This window comes from Calothrix anomala FACHB-343 (assembly GCF_014696435.1).
In the GTDB taxonomy this organism is placed as follows: domain Bacteria; phylum Cyanobacteriota; class Cyanobacteriia; order Cyanobacteriales; family Nostocaceae; genus Aulosira; species Aulosira anomala_A.
In genome coordinates, this window is the sequence record NZ_JACJQG010000030.1 from 68,857 (window position 1) to 90,168 (window position 21,312).

General features: G+C 39.2%; 14 protein-coding genes and 1 pseudogene. 6 read left to right on the forward strand and 9 right to left on the reverse strand.

The window, feature by feature from the left end; translation table 11 throughout:
• Nucleotides 1-56: 56 nt before the first annotated feature.
• The 3 genes from H6G08_RS18215 to H6G08_RS18225 form a co-directional block, all read right to left on the reverse strand.
• Entirely contained in the window at nt 57-1,166 is a 1,110-nt protein-coding gene (locus tag H6G08_RS18215) for a DUF4350 domain-containing protein (protein ID WP_190545442.1), read from the reverse strand.
• Nucleotides 1,167-1,316: 150 nt separating this feature from the next.
• Nucleotides 1,317-2,228: a 1-aminocyclopropane-1-carboxylate deaminase/D-cysteine desulfhydrase gene (locus H6G08_RS18220; RefSeq protein ID WP_190545444.1), complete on the reverse strand. Its 912-nt coding sequence runs from the start codon at nt 2,226-2,228 to the stop codon at nt 1,317-1,319.
• 401 nt (nt 2,229-2,629) lie between these two features.
• Complete coding sequence (locus tag H6G08_RS18225) at nt 2,630-3,670, reverse strand: hypothetical protein (RefSeq protein ID WP_313942033.1); 1,041 nt, start codon at nt 3,668-3,670, stop codon at nt 2,630-2,632.
• A gap of 362 nt (nt 3,671-4,032) precedes the next feature.
• On the opposite strand from H6G08_RS18225, the gene H6G08_RS18230 reads away from it, so the two are divergent.
• Nucleotides 4,033-4,680: a helix-turn-helix transcriptional regulator gene (locus H6G08_RS18230; protein ID WP_190545446.1), complete on the forward strand. Its 648-nt coding sequence runs from the start codon at nt 4,033-4,035 to the stop codon at nt 4,678-4,680.
• Between the two features lie 1,383 nt (nt 4,681-6,063).
• A complete protein-coding gene (cofG, locus tag H6G08_RS18235) occupies nt 6,064-7,029 on the forward strand; it encodes a 7,8-didemethyl-8-hydroxy-5-deazariboflavin synthase subunit CofG (RefSeq protein WP_190545448.1) in 966 nt (321 codons plus the stop codon).
• 95 nt (nt 7,030-7,124) lie between these two features.
• Here the strand turns inward: cofG and H6G08_RS18240 are convergent, their stop codons facing one another.
• Nucleotides 7,125-8,390 (reverse strand): sensor histidine kinase, encoded by a 1,266-nt coding sequence (locus H6G08_RS18240; protein WP_190545450.1) that lies wholly within the window; start codon nt 8,388-8,390, stop codon nt 7,125-7,127.
• Nucleotides 8,391-8,421: 31 nt separating this feature from the next.
• Complete coding sequence (locus H6G08_RS18245) at nt 8,422-10,308, reverse strand: ATP-binding protein (RefSeq protein WP_190545452.1); 1,887 nt, start codon at nt 10,306-10,308, stop codon at nt 8,422-8,424.
• 770 nt (nt 10,309-11,078) lie between these two features.
• Here H6G08_RS18245 and ntrB point away from each other — a divergent pair.
• From ntrB to H6G08_RS18260, 3 genes are all read left to right on the forward strand, one after another.
• Nucleotides 11,079-11,900, forward strand: coding sequence for a nitrate ABC transporter permease (gene ntrB / locus H6G08_RS18250; RefSeq protein WP_190545454.1), 822 nt, complete (start codon nt 11,079-11,081; stop codon nt 11,898-11,900).
• 259 nt (nt 11,901-12,159) lie between these two features.
• Nucleotides 12,160-12,945, forward strand: a complete 786-nt coding sequence (locus H6G08_RS18255; RefSeq protein ID WP_190545455.1) for an ABC transporter ATP-binding protein — start codon at nt 12,160-12,162, stop codon at nt 12,943-12,945.
• A 106-nt stretch (nt 12,946-13,051) separates the two neighbouring features.
• Nucleotides 13,052-14,356 (forward strand): CmpA/NrtA family ABC transporter substrate-binding protein, encoded by a 1,305-nt coding sequence (locus H6G08_RS18260; RefSeq protein WP_190545456.1) that lies wholly within the window; start codon nt 13,052-13,054, stop codon nt 14,354-14,356.
• 485 nt (nt 14,357-14,841) lie between these two features.
• Here the strand turns inward: H6G08_RS18260 and H6G08_RS18265 are convergent, their stop codons facing one another.
• The 4 genes and pseudogenes from H6G08_RS18265 to H6G08_RS37550 all read right to left on the reverse strand — a co-directional run.
• Nucleotides 14,842-17,193: a CHASE2 domain-containing protein gene (locus H6G08_RS18265; RefSeq protein ID WP_190545478.1), complete on the reverse strand. Its 2,352-nt coding sequence runs from the start codon at nt 17,191-17,193 to the stop codon at nt 14,842-14,844.
• A gap of 19 nt (nt 17,194-17,212) precedes the next feature.
• Nucleotides 17,213-18,406: a DUF1822 family protein gene (locus H6G08_RS18270; protein ID WP_190545457.1), complete on the reverse strand. Its 1,194-nt coding sequence runs from the start codon at nt 18,404-18,406 to the stop codon at nt 17,213-17,215.
• 10 nt (nt 18,407-18,416) lie between these two features.
• Nucleotides 18,417-19,646, reverse strand: coding sequence for a sigma-70 family RNA polymerase sigma factor (locus H6G08_RS18275; protein ID WP_190545458.1), 1,230 nt, complete (start codon nt 19,644-19,646; stop codon nt 18,417-18,419).
• A gap of 13 nt (nt 19,647-19,659) precedes the next feature.
• Nucleotides 19,660-19,930, reverse strand: a pseudogene (locus H6G08_RS37550) (ISAzo13 family transposase); the annotation flags it as partial.
• A gap of 440 nt (nt 19,931-20,370) precedes the next feature.
• Here H6G08_RS37550 and H6G08_RS18280 point away from each other — a divergent pair.
• Nucleotides 20,371-21,306 (forward strand): calcium-binding protein, encoded by a 936-nt coding sequence (locus H6G08_RS18280; RefSeq protein WP_190545459.1) that lies wholly within the window; start codon nt 20,371-20,373, stop codon nt 21,304-21,306.
• Nucleotides 21,307-21,312 lie beyond the last annotated feature (6 nt).

The window sequence follows — 21,312 nt, forward strand, 5'->3', positions numbered from 1 at the left end:
TGTCATTTGTCATTTGTCATTTGTCATTTGTCATTTGTCATTGGTAAAATCAATTCTTAATTTTGAATTTTGAATTTTGAATTTTGAATTTCTTGAATTTTCTGCCATTTGCCCAACCAGCTTAACAGTTCTTTATCGCTCATGGATCGTTTTGGCGATTTAAACTTTAATACTGTAACTAATTCGGCTGCACTTCTTCCGGTTTTCTCTACCCAAATATCAATTAAGGCTTGAGGTTCGAGGAGAATTTCTCCTAATCCTAAAGCTTTTTGTAATTGTAATTGTTCTTCTTTCCCTACCATCTCCACAACAAAATCGCTGGATTCGGCTTTTTGTAAGACTCCGGCTAATGCTTGGATATATGCTTCGCTATTGTCTAAAACTGGTGCTTCTAAAACTATTGGCTTACCAAAACGGCGATTTTGTGACCAAATTAGCACTAATAAAAATATACCTGCTTGCAATATGGCTACAATTAAAGGTTGATTAGCAAAATAAGTCAATAAGTCACCTTCACCTTCTTTTTGTCTAATATCAGCGTCTTTATAACCATGAATGTATTCATCCACAAATATGGGATGATTTTGTTTGCTGACTAAATCTGCAAGAAATTTAAAATTACTTAAATAATCTTGATAAGCATTCGCTGCTAAATAGGGAGTGGTGCAAAAGATAACTTTTCCTTTACCATATTTTGTCTGCCAAACTATAGCACCAAAGCGATCGCCTAATAACATCTCTTCTTCAGCGTCTGTTTTTTGGCGTCTGCGCGTATCAATTTTGACATTACCAACAGGCGATTGTTGCATTGTCTGAAATTTAGCGGCTTTTACTGGGTACTGTGCGCCTAAAATTACCCAAATATTACCTTTTTCAATCCATGCGCGTTCTTGGGAAGTGATGACTGCATAATTCAGACGGCTGTATACTTGTAACAGCGTCACGGGAGTTTTGGCTTTAATATCATCCCACGGTTTTTGCCAGCGCTGGATAGAACTACCCTGTTCTTGCATAAAAGCATACCAAGCACCATAGCCATCAGCACTACGGTTATAAGTAGAACCACTATTAAGAATGCTGTTGCTAGGTGCCGCAAATAAGCTGATAATTACTATCGCTACTAATGCGATCGCACCTAGCAAAGACAAGCGATTTGCACGCTGCATAAGGTATAAAAATTTAGTCCATAGTCAATAGTCCACAGTCAATAGTCCATAGTCAATAGTCCATAGTCCAGAGTAATTAACCTTAACAACTGATAACACTTCATGTAGCTGTCAGTGCATCGCTGACAACTGACAATTGTACAGACGCGATTAATCGCGTCTCTGAATATTGCCTTGTAAGCCGCCTGTGTGGATTAATAATATGCGATCGCCTTTTGGGAAAAATCCCTGTTTTAATAAATCCATGACGCCATAAAACATTTTGGCGGTGTATACATAATCTAAAGGTATACCTTGTTCTTGGGTGAATTGCTGCTGAAATTGTAATAATTCGTCGTTGACTTTGGCGTAACCACCCATGTGATAATTACAGATTAGTTGCCAAGATGCGATTTCTTCATGAGCTACAGGTAAACCAGAAGCGAGGTAATTTTTCAGCCAATTATCTACATCCGATTTGAGAAATTCCCCACCTTTGAGAACCGGAAAACCAATAGCGCGTTGGCTTTTGGTTAACGACAAAATAATTCCCGCTAAAGTTGTACCCGTACCGCAAGCTACGCATACAGTATCAAATGCGGCATTATTTACTATCTCCATACACCCGCGCACACCGTTCAGATTTCCCCCACCTTCAGGAATGATAAACACATTACCAAAGCGTTGCTGTAATTCTGCTTGTAATTCTGCTGTGTGGCGCTGTCGGTATTTCTGTCTATCCAAGTAGAAAATTTGCATACCTTGTTGCACAGCAAAACTCAGTGTAGGGTTGAGTGGTAATCTCTCCTCTCCCCGAATCATTCCAATTGTGCGGAATCCTAAGAGATTTCCCGCCGCAGCTGTGGCAAATATATGATTAGAATAAGCACCACCAAAGGTAAGCAAGGTGGTTAAATTTCTTTGTTGCGCTTCCAAAAGGTTGTACTTGAGTTTAAACCACTTATTACCATTAACCAAAGGGTGCATATTATCGAGACGAAGTACAGACAATTCCATTCCAATTTGTTGAGCAATTAGACTTTGAATTGGCTGTATATTTGGAGGGAGAAAAGTTAATGACATTTAGACGGTTGACGGTTGACGGTTGACGGTTGACGGTTGACGGTTGACGGTTGACGGTTGCATAACGTTATTAGCAATTAACCCTCTTCTATCACTTTGGGAAGAGAATAATAAATGTAGGTTGGGTTAAACGGAGTGAAACCAAACAATACCAAGGTTTTCGGGTGTTGGGTTTCGTTCCTCAACCCAACCTACGCCTCAATTGATAAAAACCTTTAAAAAAAAGGGTTTGAGATTCTTATTCGGCTAGAGTGATTAAAGAGGGTTAAGTAAGTCGGTGGAAAAAAACCAAACTATATTACGAAACGTAAACTGGCTTGAAACCCTTACCAATGACAAATGACAAATGACAAATGACAAATGACAGCCATCGCCAGTTATCTTTAATTGCACCGCCCTAGTTAATCATTAACAAAATTGAGTCCTGATATTGCTCGATCAATATCTAAATTTAAATATTTATCTATTGGTAGATACATCCAATTTAGCGCTACTTGGGGATCTGGGTTAGTTCTGTGAAACCCTAATGCTGCTACTAATTGTTCGTGGCTGGGATGTATAGTGAGAGCATAAATATCGCAAATGTTAGGAAAATCAGCTTGGAGACGCAAAAATGTTTTTTGTGTATCTTTTAATAATTGACAGACATTAATTAGCCGATTGTAAGGTAAATCGATTTGCCAACTGCGGATAAAAATTGATGTACAATTGCGATCGCCTATTTGGGCAATTTCAAATGGATCAATATCCCAAGTTGCACTCATGTGTAAGCCTTTGCGGGCTGGGAGAAAGAAATTAGCTTCCGATTCTCTCGCGACTGGATACAGCGCATAAAAAGCTACAGCATCTTGGTTATCGCTACGGCGTAAAACCCTCATCCCGGTTGGATATTGTTCCGCCCAACCCCGGATAATTCTGACAATTCTATGGGGTAATGCAGTCGCTTTTTTATTCATCCAGTTGTAGTTACGGGCTAAAAAACTCGCAACGGGTACAGCATCGGTGCGGGGATTGAAATCATCAGCGAAAAGTTTAATATCGGCTTTAGCTACTTGAGAATTTTGCAGATTGGGTAATAAAGAACGGATGCGAATACAAGTACTATTACCATCAAAGTCTTTTTCAATCAGCCCCAAAGCCACCAGCTTATCAATCATCATACCCGCAGAGCGATCGCTCCCCCGCTCTTGTTCGCCATAAAAAACTTCTTGGGCTTCCCGATGGGTACAAGGAACAAACCCATCGGGTAAATCCAGTTCTGTCAAAGGTTTGGAAAAACGCTCACCTAATTCTTGGCGTTGTTTAATTAGTAAATAAACCCACAACTTGACAAAATATTCTGCCCGTCGTCGCGTTATCCCCACTCGCCCTTGCAACTGGGAGACATATTTGCGCTGTTGTTCCTGGGGAAACCATTGTTCAATACTTTGTGGATGCATCATTTCGCAAAACTCCTGACTTTTCCTAACTTGTGCGGTTGAACGGCAGTTACAATTGATTAGTCCCCAGCATTAGACTGTGTTTGTATAGCCGAACCAGTGCGTTCGGTTGCCAGACTTCTACGTAACTCAAGAGTGACTGGTTTGCGAAGAGAATTCGCCAGGTTGAGACTCCTGCACCAATCATCTTTATAAAAACTTCACCTTAATTCAGCTAAATTACGCAAACTTCATCGCCTTGACTATATTTGCTGCTTACTCATTGCATAGACATAATCGCCAACCCCAAAATTTAGTTAAACACCTGATTAACATCACAGGTATCCCTATTTGGCTGTAATGCTGAGTTTTGGAGGCAATTAATTATGGTATTTTCAGATAACGAAAACAATTTAAATTTTCTGGCTTTTTCCGAAGAAAAACAAAATCAAAAAACTCCCACAAATGATGATTTACAACCTTTAGCAAAATTTGATTTACTCCAAGCGATTATTGAAAGCTTTGTTGATGGTGTATTGATTGTCTCACCCGAAGGTAAATTAATTCATACCAATGAATACGCCCGTGCAATATGTCGGCAATTAATGCCAAAAGATGCAGATAGCTCGGCAATACCCCAAGAAATTTGGCAGATTTGTCAATCTTTAATTGAAAGTTATGAGCTATTTACTACCGAAAAAATTATTATTGAGTCAGAAATTCAACCAAAGCCAACAATCAAATTGCGCGTTAGGGCTAGATGGTTAGAACTATCTGCCAGCCCAAGCAACTTTTTATTGGTGACAATAGAAGATTGTAATCAACATAGCCAAAGTATTGCGATCGCGGATGCCAAAAAATACAATTTAACCGAACGGGAAATAGAAGTTTGGCAGCTAAGGTTAGCGAATCTTTCTTATAAAGAAATTGCCAATAAACTATTTATTACTATTAATACAGTAAAAAAGCATTTACAAAACATTCATGCTAAACAACAAGATATAAATAATCTGCATGAATACAACTTCGTGTAATAAATAAATTATTTTCCGTAGTGGATTTACACAACTAAAATAGTACATTAGATGTAGGTTGGGTTGAGGCTTTGCGAAACCCAACATGAATTTCAGCAACTCAACATAGATGCTGGTGTTGGGTTTCCTTACGTCAACCCAACCTACATTTTTTTGCAACATTTTAGCCTTGCCATGCCAGTAGGCTAACGCACCATTTTTATTTACAAATTATAGATAATTTGAGATACATCAAGATATTAAAGCAGATAAAGCATTACCTTGCAGAAAAAAGGCTTCAAGTTCAGTTTTTTTGCTGAAAATTCGCCAGCTTTATCATTTACACATATTTACGACTCATTTTTATAATTTTAGTAAACAAAAAAGGCGATCGCTTGCTCATTTATCTAAATTAACTACTCATTTTCCTGTTTTCAGTAAGCAAAAAGCCATTTCACCTTCTCGTTAAGCCTTAACGAGTTCTCATTATTGTATTTTCCTTGCGGAAAATACCATTTCACCTACTCAAAAAGCCATATCGCTTACTCGTTTCGGTAAATCGCGTACTCATTTTAGTGTTTTCCGCAGGTAAAAAGCTATATTGCTTACCCATTTCGGTAAATCACGCACTCATTTTGGTGTTTTCCGCAGATAAAAAAGGATATAGCTTGCTGAAAAATGGCGCTGTTTGATAATAAGCTGCTGTGTAGGTAGGCGTTATTGTTTTTTGCGATGTCAAAGGCGGGCTACGCCTACGCACTTATTTGAAAATTCAATTGAGTAATTGAATCTAGAAACCTAATTCATAATTCATAATTCATAATTCCCAACAGTAATACATCATAGATTTCGCGTAGCGGCAAAGCATTGCCCATTGGTGTCAACTTAAGCTCAAAAGCCTTCTCTATCTCCTTATCTCGTTTCCAGCCTCCGGCTGGAAATGCGTATTGCGAGGCTCTGCCTCGAAAGCTGATAAATTGAGGCAGAGCCTCATGATTTTAGCTCCCACGCAGAGCATGGGAGCTAGATGGAATATCTTGAGCAATAAAGCCTTTCACGTTAAGTTGACACCAATGAGCATTGCCTTGCCCCTACAATTTATATTTGTATTACAGCAGTTTTCACCTATTTAAACCACATCTGTCGTAGGGAACACCGACAATCTTTTGGTACATGCAATAATTTTACTGGTGCCGTGCCCCTACCGCGTGGTCTATTTACCTGAAAATAGCTGTAAAATTCATAAATAAATACATATAATTTAGCCTGCGTAGGCAGGCTTTGTTTGTTTAGCTCCAGGCTTCCAGCCTGAGAGCGTTAATGCCCAGCTCCACAGAAACTTAGTATAATATATGTCTTTAATTTTGAATTTTGAATTTTGAATTTTGAATTTTGAATTGATTTATGCCAACTGATAATTCTCGAATTGTCACCTATAGCCCAGCTTATACAATCGTCCCAACTTATGAATGCTTTAATCGCTGTAGCTACTGTAATTTTCGCACCGATCCTGATAAAAGTCCTTGGTTAACTTTAGCAGCAGCCACCAGCATTTTAGAAAAAATACAACAAAAAAATGTATGTGAAATTCTCATTCTTAGCGGAGAAGTACATCCACATTCCCCCAGGCGTGAAGCGTGGTTCCAAAGAATTTATGATTTGTGTCAGTTAGCATTAACAATGGGTTTTCTCCCCCACACTAATGCAGGGCCGCTTAGTTTTGCAGAAATGCAAAAGCTGAAGAGTGTTAATGTTTCAATGGGGTTAATGTTAGAGCAATTAACACCTCAATTATTAACTACAGTACATCGTCACGCCCCCAGTAAATTACCAGAATTGCGATTACAACAATTAACATGGGCGGGAGAATTACAAATTCCCTTTACTACAGGGTTATTATTAGGAATTGGCGAAACATTAGCCGATTGCTGGGAAACATTAACAGCTATATCTGAATTACATCAGCGTTATCATCACATTCAAGAAGTTATTTTACAACCCCATAGTCCAGGAAATCAGCAAACTTTTGACGCGCCAAATTTTGACCCCCATAAATTACCAGAGATAATTGCTAAAGCCAGGGAAATTTTACCGCTAGAAATTACAATTCAAATTCCGCCGAATTTAGTCAAAGATGGTGAATGGTTACTTGCTTGTATAGCGGCTGGTGCGAGAGATTTAGGTGGAATTAGCCCAAAAGATGAAGTGAACCCTGATTATCCCCATATTCAAGCAGGGGAATTGAGAGAAATTTTACAGATTGGGGGATGGGAATTAGTACCGCGATTACCTGTTTATCCACAATTTGATTATTGGTTGTCAGGAGAATTACAAACAGCAGTAAAGCGATGGCAATTTAATAGTCAATAGTCAGTAGGGGCGGGTTTATTGAGAATTATCGTTGAGCAGTGAAGATATTTGTGAACCCGCCCTTACAACAGTCAACATTCAACATTTAACTTAAATTATTCTTGAGGAATTGCAATTGTAAACTCTGTACCTACGCCTAGTTGAGAATTTACTTCTAATGTGCCATTGTGTTTTTCAACGACAATTTGATGGGCGATTGATAAGCCTAATCCTGTACCTTTTCCCACAGGTTTAGTGGTAAATAAAGGCTCAAATAGTCGTTGTTTAAGTCGTTCAGGAACGCCCATCCCATTGTCAGCAATCCGAATTAAAATATGATTTTCTGAATCTGCTGCTGTGGTAATTTTAATTTGGGGATTTTTACAGATCATTTTGCCTTGAAATATGGCTTCATCAATCGCATCAATGGCGTTAGCTAGTATGTTCATAAATACTTGGTTCATCTGCCCTAAATAGCAGTTAACCTCTGGTAATTCTCCGTAATTTCTAATTACTTCAATACAGGGGCGATCGCTATTATTTTTTAAGCGATGTTGTAAAATCATTAATGTACTATCTAGCCCTTGGTGCAAATCCGCAAGTACTTTACAATCGCTATCGGCGCGGGTGAAGGTACGCAATGAATTAGAAATATTACGGATGCGTTCGCTGGCGATTTTAAATGAATCGATTATTTTGACTAGATCGTTGAGCATAAATTCTAGATCTAAGTCTGCAATTGCTGTACTAATTGTCTCCTGGGGGTTGGGATACTCTTGTTCATATAGTTTCAAAATTGCTGATATCCCAGCAATATATTCTTCTAAAGGGGGAATATTGCTGCTAATAAAATTGATGGGATTATTCATTTCATGGGCAATCCCAGCAATTAATTCTCCTAGCGTAGATAATTTTTCTTGCTGCACTAGTTTAACTTGGGCTTGTTGTAAAGCCAAAGTGCGATCGCGTACTTGTTGTTCTAAAGATTCATTTAGCTGCTTCAGTCTTAAATGTACCAGCACTCTAGCAATGACTTCTTCTTGGGCAAAGGGTTTTGATATGTAGTCTACCGCACCAAGAATAAAACCCTTAGTCTTACTTTCGATATCGGCTAAAGCAGTGGTAAAAATAATCGGAATATTTGCGGTAACTGGATTAGCTTTCAAACGCCGACAGGTTTCAAATCCGTCAATACCCGGCATTTGAATATCGAGTAAAATTAACTCTGGTTGATTGCGTTCGACTTGCGCGATCGCACTTTCGCCGTCAACTGCTACCCGAAAACGCAAACCCTTACTAGTCAACGCTTCTGACAGCACAGATAAATTTGTGGGATTATCATCCACAATTAAGATAAATCCTTTATTGCCAATCTCACTCATAACTATAGATAAAAATAGAATTTACACCTAATTAATTCATAGATTCTTGGATAAAGCTTTCCAAGCGTTTAAGTTGAAAGTTGCTAGCCAACTGGATGATTTGCTCGGTAAATGCACCTAAATCCTCGTGAGAATTCCCAAGTTGTACCGCTATTTCTAAAATTGATTGAATATCGCCGTCTTGTACCAATTCATGTAAATTTTGCAAAACCTCACGAGCAGGTACAACTATTCTATTATTCAGAGATAAACTATCTAAATCGGGGTTTTTTAAGGAATTATTATTGCCTTCATACAGCCATTCTAATTGCAAAAATTGCCGTAGTAATTCTAGCAAAGTTTCTACATCTATGGGCTTGCCCAGAAAAGCATTAGCACCCACATCAATACTTTTATATTGGTCATTGGCAAAGACACTAGCGGAAGAAGCAATAATAGCTATATGTTTAAATTCTTCAGATTGGCGCAAGGTTTTAATAAACTCCAAACCATCCATTACAGGCATAATTAAGTCAGTAATAATCAAGTCTGGTTTGTGAATTTTTACCTGTTCTAATCCTTTTTGACCATTAGTAGCTTCTACAACCGTAAAGCCCACTGGCTCTAGTAAATTGACGATAACGGAACGGTTCTCCCATTTATCATCTAAAATCAAAATCTTCCGTCTTTGTCCTTCATAACCAATAATTGTACCTTTATCAACTATTCTGCAAAAGGTTGCCCAGTTTTGAGACTCTGCTACTTCTAAATCAAAGTAGAAAGTGCTACCTTTGCCAAACTTACTTTCTAACTGAATTTGACTCCCCATCAACGCAATAATTTGTTGGCTGATGGCTAATCCTAAACCTGTACCTTCGGTTTGTCGCTTTTGATTACCTACTTGCTCAAAAGGCAGAAAGATTTTTGTGGCTTGTTCGGGGGTAATACCCGTACCCGTATCTACTATTTCAAAGCGAATTTTATAGATGATTTCTCCTTGTTTATTAGCTGTTTGATTCAGGACTTTCACCTTAAAGGTGACACTCCCTTGTTGGGTAAATTTAATAGCATTACCCAGCAAATTAATCAAGACTTGGCGCAAACGTTTTTCATCAGCGCGAATCCCTGTTGGTAAATCACTGTCAAGTTGCAAATTAAACTCAATCACTTTTTGTTCAGCCCGAATCCGGCAAATTTCACTCACGCTATCGAGAAACGCCGGTAAGTAAAAATCTATCAGATTCAATTCCAGTTTTCGGGCTTCAATTTTGGAGAGATCCAACACATCATTAATTAGAGTTAATAAATGAGAAGCACATTGATAAATAATGCTAATTCCTTTAGTAGCTTTTTCACTTAAATTTTCTGTCCGTTGGAGAATTTGTGTATAGCCAAGAATACCGTTTAGAGGTGTGCGTAACTCATGACTCATATTGGCGAGAAATTCACTTTTGGCTTCGCTAGCATTATTTGCTATTTCCTCAGCGTGACGTAATTCTTGCTCAACGCGCTTGCGCTCAACAATTTCCTTAAGGAGTGATTGATTCATTGTTTCTAATTGGGCGGGACTAGGTAATGTGAGAGCTTGGGGTATGAGGTCAACTAACGCAAATGCTGTATATATAGAGATAATTGCCGTCAAAGCTTTCAGTGTCCCAGAAAACCAGTAATCTGGATGCCATAACGTCCAAATTTCCATTAAATGTCCAGTACCGCAAGCAATAATAAAAGCACCAAATAACATAAACACGCCATTAAAAGGTACATCTTTGCGTTGCGAGATAAAGTAAATTAGTAACAGTGGAATAGAATAATAAGCGAGAGCGATGGTTGCATCAGAAATAATGTGAAGCCAGACTAATCCGGTATTCCACAAATAACAATGTCCATGAGCCATAAAACCAAGTGAGTAGAAACCAGAGGAAAAAAATGCCAACATAATGCTGCGCTTATAGGTGCCATATTTTGTCTATCAACTTAGTATTCCCAATTAATTAAGTCAGTAACCTCAATCGATACTTTCCTCAAAAAACCCTTATTTCTACTCAAATTTCCCACACTTATATGCTTCAATTTGCTGATTGAGGAGTTTACGATCGCTTCCTTATCTAGAAATTTAAACATGTAAATTTAAATACGCTTATATAAGCAAATATACATATATTACATAGCAATCCGTTTAGGATTTACAAACACCTATCTTCCTTGTCCTCCTTGTCTTCCTTATCCTTTTTGTTCGGATATCAAATAGAATTGCTATATTCTCTAACAGACAAGATGACGAGAGTGTGCATCCCAGTTTTTAAAACGCCCGCAGGCTGGAAGCCTGGGGCTATAAAGACGAAGCCTGCCTCCGCAGGCTATAAGTTTTTGAAGCCTGCGAAGGCAGGCTTTGTTTGTGTAGCAATACCCTTCTAGGGTATTGATTAAAAAAGTGGGATGCTCCCATGACGAGAGCGATCGCTTTGTGCCCCATTAGTTAATCTTGCGGTTGCGAATTGCTGTATCTTATGCGACACCTGATTGGAGACATCAGTTAAGCCCTGTGAGAGGGTAATTTTTAGCAATATACGTTTTGGCAATTTTTTGCCCTATTTCTCCTAGCTTGGTGAGAAATCCGCGATGAAGTGCTGAGTTTTTGCAAAATATTGCTATTAGTGGAAAAATTTGGCTATTTTGGATAGTATCAATTCTTTAGGCTACAAATAAATGTATTCCCAACCTCAGTATAGAAACTTATTCGAGCGAATAGCAAAAGTTGCTTCCCAAAAGCTTAAGGAGTTATTGCCCTCGTTCTTTGGCATTTGTATATTTTTGATAATCTGGCATTTATTAAGCTTGCGTCCTAATACGTCATTACCTTCACCATTTGCAGTGGTGACTGAAACCTGGGATTTAATAAGAGATCCTTTTTTTCAGAAAGGAGGAAATAATAAAGGTTTCTTCTGGCTAATTCTCGCCAGTTTAAATAGGGTAATGGTAGGTTATTCCTTGGCGATAGTAATCGGTATTCCTATTGGTTTTTTTATTAGCTTAAATAGTTTTTGTAGAAAAGCGATAGATCCAATAATACAATTACTGCGTCCTGTTGCACCTTTAGCTTGGCTACCTTTAGCCCAAGCAGTATTTCTCAAACCTAATCCTTCAGCTATTTTCGTAATTTGTATAACGGCGATTTGGCCGATTATTTTAAATACAGCTTTGGGTGTCAGTCTGGTACCTAAAGATTACATTAATGTTTCTAAGATAGCGGGTTTATCACCATTAGAACATTTTTATAAAATCCTCTTACCGGCAACTTTACCTTATATATTTACAGGCTTGAGAATTGCTCTCGGTTTATCTTGGTTAGCAGTTGTGGCGGCGGAAATGTTGCTTTCTGATGATGGTATTGGTTTCTTTATTGTCGATGCTTACAACAATGCCAATATTCACGAAATTATTTTGGCAATTTTTTATCTAGGTGGCTGCGGTCTTATCCTCGATAAAATTATGGGCTATATTTCCGAAAAAGTCACGCCGCAAGAGTAATTAATATTAGGACTTACGCAGTGTCAGATATTTTTCCTGCTTTTTGTCAATTGTCAATAGTCAATAGTCCATAGTCCAAAAACCTGAATTTTGACCATTGACTTTTGACTTTTGACCACCCTTGTGAGGGTTTTTGTGTTCGGTGCGTAAGTCCTAAATATCAGTTAATCACAAGAAAATCTCACAACCAAACATAAAAATTTCTCTTCCCTAATCCCTAGCCCCTAGCCCCTATTTATTTAAGCCGAGAGTCAATACCATGCCTAGTTTCGTAGAAATCAGGGATATACATAAGGAATTTGTCCAAGATGGTACGAAGAACATTGTTCTTAAAGATATCAATTTAGAAATTGAGCAGGGGGATTTTGTCTCCCTAATTGGTCACTCTGGTTGTGGTAAATCTACACTATTAAATATTGTCGCCGGTTTAGAAAAACCAACTCAAGGACAAGTGTATGTAGATGGGCAATTAGTTAAAAGACCATACCGCGATCGCATGGTAGTATTTCAGAATTATTCCCTATTACCTTGGCTGACAGCTTGGGAAAATATCGCTTTGTTTGTTGATAAAGCTATGCCAGGGAAATCGAAAGCCGAACGCCGGGAGATTATCGCCTCGCACCTAGAATTAGTGGGTTTGAAAAACGCCGCCCAGAAAAAACCCGCGCAACTCTCAGGGGGGATGAAACAACGAGTAGCTTTAGCCCGTGCTTTGGCGGTTCAGCCGAAATTACTTTTACTTGATGAACCATTTGGTGCTTTAGACGCGCTAACGCGCGGTTCATTGCAAGCAGAGTTAATGTGTATCTGCGATCGCTATCACATCACAACTATCATGGTAACTCATGATGTGGATGAAGCTTTATTACTGAGCGATCGCGTAGTCATGTTGAAAAATGGCCCTGCTGCTACCATCGGTCAAATTTTAGACATACCCTTTGAACATCCCCGTTCTTTAGAAATTCGCGATACTGCCAAATTTCATGACCTACGCCATGAATTAATGCAATTTTTACAAGGTCAAGAACAAGCCAAACGATTGTAGATATAAATTTTAACTATTTTGACCAAATCAGGCAAAGGTAAAAAGATAATTTTTTACTTTTTACTTCTTACAACCTCAGTACAAGTATAAATTTTGAATTCCCCACATGGTGAAATTTAAGCGCAGACAATTTCTCACAACGGCAGGTGCAGCTGTTATCGCTCATAGCTTAAGCAACTGTAGTAATTTCAGTGTAGCGAAAACGCAATTAAATGCTGGCGTCTATGCAGGCGATCGCGATACGCCCGAAGTAACAACTGCTACACTAGGATTTGTGCCTGTGACTAGCAGTTGCCCGTTGATTATTGCCAAAGCTAAAGGCTTTTTTGCGAAATATGGTTTACCAGATATTCGCGTTGTTAAACAACCCTCATGGGCGGTGATGCGCGACAAACTCATGTTAGGTTCAGCAGATGAAGGCTTAGATGGCGGACATCTGCTATTTCCGATGGTTTACCTCATGTCCACTGGGGAAATTACTTATAGAAGAAAAATTCCCATGTATATTTTGGCAAGAATGAATCTCAACGGACAAGGAATATCTGTTGCCAACACATATAAAAATTTAAATTTGAGTACAGACAGTTCGCCCTTAAAATCAGCTTTCTTACAAAAAGCGAAAGCTGGTGAAACTGTGCGTTGTGCTGTTCCCTATCGCCGGGTGACTGGTGATTTTTTCATGCGTTGGTGGTTGGCGCATGGCGGTATCGATCCCGATCGCGATTTATCCATCATTGTCATTGCACCGCCGCAGATGGTTGCAAGTATGCGGAGTGGGAGTATGGAAGCCTTCTGTGTAGTCGATCCTTGGCACCATCGCCTGATTAAACAAGGATTAGGTTATTCGGCGGTGACAACTGGGGAATTATGGCCGAATCACCCAGAAAAAGCCTTTACCATGCGCGCTGAGTGGGTTGATAAATATCCCAAAGCAGCCAAAGCCATGCTAGCGGCATTTTTAGAAGCGCAAATTTGGTGCGATCGCCCAGAAAATAAAGCAGAATTATTTGATATTGTCTCACAAAGACAATGGATTGGGGTCAAAAGTGAATTGATCCGCGATCGCCTTTTAGGTAAATTCGATTATGGCAATGGGCGGGTAGTAGAAAATAGTCCCCATGCGATTAAATACTGGCGAGAAAATGCCTCTTATCCCTTCAAAAGCCACGATTTATGGTTTTTAATTGAAGATATGCGCTGGGGTTATCGTTCTCCTGATTTTAATACCAAACCCTTAATTGATGCAGTCAATCGTGAGGATTTATGGCGAGAAGCAGCTAAATTTATCGGTCAAGAATCAGCAATTCCAGCTAGTACATCAAGAGGAATCGAAAAGTTCTTTAACGGCTTAGAATTTGACCCCGAAAATCCCCAAGCGTATCTCAATGCACCCAAAATCACGTTGACATAGTCAACAGTCAACAGTCAACCGTCAACGCTATTTTCAAGCTAGTCTCTAGCCGCTAGGGCGTGTTTTCAAACTATAACTAGAATAAAATGGAGGCGATCATGATCATGGCTGTATAATTAGCTGCAAGTTTTTCATATCGTGTTTGATTCTGTTGATAGCCCGCTCGATAACGTGGCGTTGATTGGTTTTGCTTTTGATTTTTATTTACTCAAGTTTTCTGTTGTGGATAAAATTTGTGCAGATGGGGTTGGCAATAGTGCATTTCCCCTTCTATTTAGTTATTGGTTGAGATTTTTAGCTTTATGCACCCAGGTAGAAATATTTTTTTGATATTTTAGATTCAGGTAATACGCGATCGCCATTTTTGACAAGGTTTGAATGCAATCCGGAATCATAGTGAGAAAACATTTAATATACAAAAGTATTTTTAATTACTCGTATTAATTCAATTTTGAGGCTAAAATTATATATTGCATAATATATAGTTACATTGAGAGCCTAAATACCAATACGCTTCCACCACTAAATATAACTCCCAGGATTGATGGAATCAAAGGCAACCATGCTCCCTGTATTAAAAGTATAAGTGTACAGACTCCGTACAAAACTACTGCTATGGTAACTACGGTGCATATCTGTACTAAGAGCGATCGCACCGGCCAAACAATCAAGCCACTGACTAAACACCATCCCCAAATCCAAAGAATATCACCCCAGTAAGGCAAAACCCAAATAATTGGCCGTCGATCCAACACAGCACTGATGATTTGGCTAGTCATCTGTGCTTGAATCAACAGTCCTGGAGTTTCTTGATAAGGTTGTTGTCCCACACTATCAGGAGTAGGAAAGCTATCTCTGAGACTTTGAGCAGTTACGCCAATCAGAATAATTTTATCTTTAACGGCATCAGATTTTACAGCACCACTCAATACATCTTCCACAGTAACTTGTTCAAACTTGGAATTCCGATAATTTGTGAGTATTTGAATACCACCTAAATCTACTTTGCCTACTCCTTTTTGATAACCTCCACTACTACCTGCTGCTAATCGCCAGAATGTTTTATTATGAGTAGGCGAATGAAAAATCACACCATTATTAGTAAGTTCATATTGAATATTTTCAGAATATAAATAACGGGCAGCTAATTGCAGATTGAGGGAGAAAGGAGTTGTGCAACGCGAAGAAATTTCCTGTTTCACCATTAAGATTTGACGCCGAATAATACCATCTGGATCGCGGATGGCATCAGTAAAACCTTGACGATCGACGGGAACACCTATAGGAGGTTTAATACCTTGAGGATCGTGTTCGCTATCTTTGCCTTTGCAGACAGCAATTACGTTTTCTTGATTTAACTGTGCAGTTAGTGGTAACTGTTTTAATTTTTCTTGAAAGTCGGGGATATCTCGATAGATGTCTATACCAATAACTCGCGGTTGATATGTTTGTAATTTCTCAAGTAATTTAGCTAATTTCTGATCGGATATAGATTTTAGTCCGCGTCTCAGTTCTGATAAGTTTTGAATGTCTTTTTCTGTAACTTCAACCACCAGCAATCTGGAATCTTGTTCTTCTTGAGGACGCAAGCGGATGATGTGGTCAAAAGCTTGTAGTTCCTGTGTTTGAAATACTCCTAAAAATCGTAAACCAATGATGGATAAAGTAGCTATTGCAGTACTCAAAAGTATAGTTGCTATTGATTGTCTAATCCCAAGATTTGAGTGGATAGAATCATGGGAATTACCACATAATTCTGACCAAGTTATCGGAACTGTTGTCGGATTTTGGCAGATAACAGGTAACCAACTGGCGCAAGGAAAATCATTTTCCCATCCCTGAAGTCTTTCTCGTGCTTCCCGTACTGCTGTATAAAAAAGCTTATCTCCCGCAAAAGCGACAAGAAAGTTTTTGAGAAACTCCTGGGCTACTAAATCTGGTACCGGTTCGCGCATGACAATCATTTGGGGAATGTTTAAATCGGCTAAATCCCTTGCCAAACCCGTGCTATCACAGGAGTTGAAAATTGCCAATTGTAAACCGCGGGCGATCGCATTTTGTAGGGCATTCTTAAGTTGGGGAATAGTTAAGCTTTCAGTTTGGTTGAGATAAATTTTTCCGGTGTCCTCATCAGCCTGGCTTGAACTGTGTCCAGCAAAAAACAAGATATCCCAATCCTGATTCCACAAATATCGGTCAACTTGTCTCCGGGTTGGTTCCACAAGAAACTCAATCTCGGCAGATTGTAACCCCTTGAGCAAAGTGCGGTCTTTATCAATATCAATTCCTTCACTGTTACCCAAGATAGCAAGGATTTTTACCTTACCGATGGGCTTTCTCTTTTCGTTGTGTGGGGGTTCATACTCGTGGGAACTTAATGCTACTTCTGCTTGACGATAATCATCAAAAAAGTTCCAAAGATGCCAGGGAAGTCGCTGAAGTAAGGGAATATTTGTTTCAAAAATTACTCTAATTGTATCATTTCTGTTGAGTAGAGTTCTTAACTGTTGGACTATATTTTGAAATGGTTCTGAGTTCAACCACCTATTTATAGAGTTTTTTAATTGTTGGCAGACTTCACCAAATTCACTCACAGAGATATTCGTGACATCTTGTGCATGAATTTTAATGCGTAAACGCGACCCCAAACGTTGATGGAGTGCCTCATAAAGTAGCTGCCAGCGATGATATAGTTCGCTTAGTTCTGGTGCTGGTGGTAGAGTCCCTGTCAGTTTCATCGGATATTGTCGATTACTGTCCCAAACTTGAGCAGTCACCGCAGAAAATCCTTGATGCAAATCACCTGATAAGAAGCTGAAGACGACTAGTTTGTTCATCACCGTCTTTGTTTAATGACTAAAATATAAAATTTTCTCTGATTTGAAAGTTATTTAATCCTACTTGAATGCAAAAGTTTTCTCCCGATTCCACATCAAAACGTGGCAGTTGTACAAAGTTATCCTGGCTTCTAGCTTCCACCTCCTGAAGCATATCTCCAGATTCCGAAAGTAAAGCTAATTTAATATTTTCTGGTAAATAGAATTCCCCAGCAGTCGGATGTAATTGCACTCGCACGCTTATTTGTCTATCTACCTCAGGTATGAGAGCAACGAGTAAAACTACAGTTTTGGAATCTAATTGCATTCCCAAATCAATCAACTTGGCTCGCTTGGTTGCAACTTCTCCCAAACCATAGCCACTCCTCAATCCTAAAGCCATACTGCTACCGTTTGTACCAAAAAATATTTCTAAAGCCTCCCAGCCTGATGAAAACAATCCTTCTAACCACTGACTAAGATTAACTTTTATTTTGCCTTGGCGGTAATTGTACAATTGCTGTCGCCAATGTTCTTGCTCTAGTAACGCTCCCCAAATTGTCAATGGTAATTCCAGCCGGGAAAATTTTGCACTAGGGTTACCCAACCGTTGTAAAAGGTTTTCTGCTTGGGTTGCTGTTAATTCTGGTAAGGATGCGTTGGCGTAGCCTGCCGCAGGCATCGCTGCTTGGGTTTCTTCTTCTCGACAAAATTGGTAAGTTAAAAAGAAGGCATTAATATCTTTGGTAATATGTTGTATTGGCAAGCAGTAGGTGCGGTCAATGGAGTCATAATTTGCAAGTGATTTCAATTCCTTATGGGTGGTGTAACCCCAAACTCGCACCCAATCCTCATCTGGTTTGACTTGCACTGCTAAATAATAATCTGCTGCCCAACTCTGAATATCCACCCATTCTTGGGGAATTTCTAACTCTCGAGAGTCAATTGCTTCGCTGGGAATTAACACTACCTTCTTACCACCGAAGGAAATCGCCGTTCCGTTGACAAACTCCCAAAAACTTGGCATATCTGCACTGCTATACCAAATCTCGGCATCAGGAAAATACTCTTGTTTTACCCAGTCTAAAAACACATCCAAACAAATTTGATTGATATAGGCACACCAACGACTGCTAGGATTTGCATAAATTTGGCTATTTTGCCAAGACTGCGATCGCAATAATGGCGATACTTCTAATAATAATTCCGTTGGTTCCGTAAACATACTTATCATTTTTGATACCTCATACGGTTGAAGCCTTAAAGCTAGATTTTGCATAATAAATTCTCAACCATTCTTCCAAAGCTGCACTCATATCTTTTATTTGGTTGGAACTTACGGAAATATTCTGTGCTTTTTGACTCCAATCAATCAAGGCCTTGAGTAATGATTCTCTACCTTTGAGTAACCGACGGGAAACTGTAGGCTGGCTGATTTTTAACTCTTGGATAATCTGTTGCTGTGTCATGCCTTGTTGATAATAGAGTTCGAGTATCCTCTGAGATTGAGAATCCAGTCCTTCTAAGGCTGACAGCAGGACATCATTCATTTGCGAGATTTGATTGCGGCGGTTTTGAGCTTCTTCTTGGGCAAGAATATCAGCTAGCAATGATTCAGAAGTTGGATCTTTGATGTCAAACTCCGAATTTGAATCTTCGTCTTGATTATATACGTATAAAGAACTAACACTAGGGTAAAGATAATTACGTACATAAATAGTAGTTTTGTTCAGCCATTCCGCAATCATTTCCCAGTTGCATTCTGCGGTGGGGAAAGTTAGCTGGCTGAGTCTTTCGCTATTGTAGAGATGCGCAATATTTTCCCATAGTTGACGATTTGGTTGGGGCAGTTTTTGTATTCCTCCCGGTTGATTTTGCAGATATAGCATCCGGAAGCAAGTCCAAGCTAGGCGATATTGGGCGACTTGTGTGGGGGATAATCCAGCATTTTGCAGCGCCTCTAGCACTACTTTTTTACTCACCTTGCGTAAAAGTCCCCAGTTTGTGCAAATATCCGCTTCCTTGCGTTGGCGCAGCAGATCCTTCAATCTGCTGGGAAAGGCTATGGTGGCATAGGTTTTCAAAGCCGTGGATTTGTCTGGGTTATACCCTTGTAAGATAGTTTCTAACTCTGCAATGCCCATTTGGAAATAATCAGCTAATCCATACTGAAAAACAGCAAATTTAGCGATCGCTTTTTCGGCTGCCCAATAACAAGTTTCCTGCAAATAAGCTGATAAATGTGCTTTTGCCAGATTACTTAAATGAGAGTTTGAACGCCATATTTTATACCAATAAAACGCCCAAAAATTTTCTGTAAACTTATTTGCCTGGTCTTGATTATTAGCGATCTCTGCCAAATTATTTTGCATACTCCGGCGCAACTTAACTTCTGTTAGCCATTTGCTAAATCTATCTGCTTCTAGTTGGGCAAAGGTAGAGAATATTTCAATAATTTCTAAACGAGGACGCATAGGCTAGTTATAGTCTGATATCTTTTAACAGATTTGGTAAATGGATTCTGCCTTATAGCGCCCTTTTGCGCTCATATTTTCAACGCAGGTAATGGCACTAGTTAATTCTTTCATCCCTTTACGGATAGTATCTCGATTCCATCCTAATTCCGAGGGGAGCAAGTCTGTGTCCATCTAAACCAAAACCTTGGACTGTTGATGCTATAAAGAAAGCCTATTGCAGCACCTTTTAATTGAAATGCTATTTGTTTCAATAGTTGTTTTAGGGAAGAAGTTAATACCATAGACACCTCTGCTGCACCCAAAAATTCAATCATTATTACTGAATTTACTACAAAAAGGAGGGGAAAAAGCGACTGCCACTTTCTCCCCGGTTATAATAATTATCATTATCCTAAAGAAGATGTTTTATTTTTTGGCAGTCCCTCACAAGCAATCTGCTGTATTTTCTGAGATATTCCTTTGCGATCGCTAAATACTGGAGTTACTAGCATTAGAGCTACCCATTATCCTAGACCTAGCTTGCTCTCATTTTCTTGAACTTCTGCCTAGCAGCACTAGTTATCGGCTTTTCTCAAAAAATTCCTCGTTCAGTATTTTTGAGTGAATAAACCATAAAAGGCCAACTAATAAAACAACAGAGGGAAGCAGATACAGTAATTCTGCATCCTTTCAATTCTTTTTTCCAACATAGTCAATTTATTACATCAACAAAGAGAAACTTATGCCTTACCGTATTGATGGCACACCAAATGTGTTTACCTTGACTAATGGCAATGACACTTTTGATGGTTATATAGGAGTCGATGTAATCGATGGTAAAGGAGGAAACGATTACATCTTTGGCGGTGATATGCCTGATCAGCTGACAGGCGGAGCTGGTAACGATACCCTTGATGGAGGTAATGGTTACGATACTGTTGTTGAACAAGGCAATTTTAACTTTGTCCTTACCAATACCAGACTGACTGGAAACGGAACTGATACCTTGATTAGTATTGAAGATGCAGTTTTGGCTGGTGGTGATGGTAATAATATTCTTAATGCCTCTGCTTTCTCAGGTGGTGTTTCGCTTTTTGGTTTTGCTGGAAATGATTATCTTTATGGGGGTAGCTCAAACGATTGGCTATTTGGGGACGTGGGCAATGATACAATGTCCGGCGGGAATGGTAATGATTTTCTAGATGCTAGTGCGGGAAATGATCTCCTATATGGTGGTGCGGAAAGTGATGATCTATTTGGTGGCGATGGAAATGATCTCCTATATGGTGGTACGGAAAGTGATGAACTATATGGTGGCGATGGAAATGATTACCTTGTAGGCTATGGATCTTCATCTGTGTATCAAATCGATACTTTGAAGGGAGGAACTGGTGCAGATAAGTTTGTCCTTGGTGACGCTTCCAGTTCTCCGTATACTAATGGGACAATAATTTTGGGTAGTGACGCCAACAAAGCGATTATTCAGGATTTCAGTGCTGTTGAGGGTGACAAGATTCAAGTTTATCGTGGTGGCAGCTACAATTTATATCAAAATAGAGACCTTGGCTACGGCTCTTCTAGCGCATTTGATACAGCAATCTATGACCGTGGCAACTTAATTGCGATCGTTCAGGATACTGTTGGATTGACTCTTGCTTCCAACTTCATCTTGGTCTAAATTGAT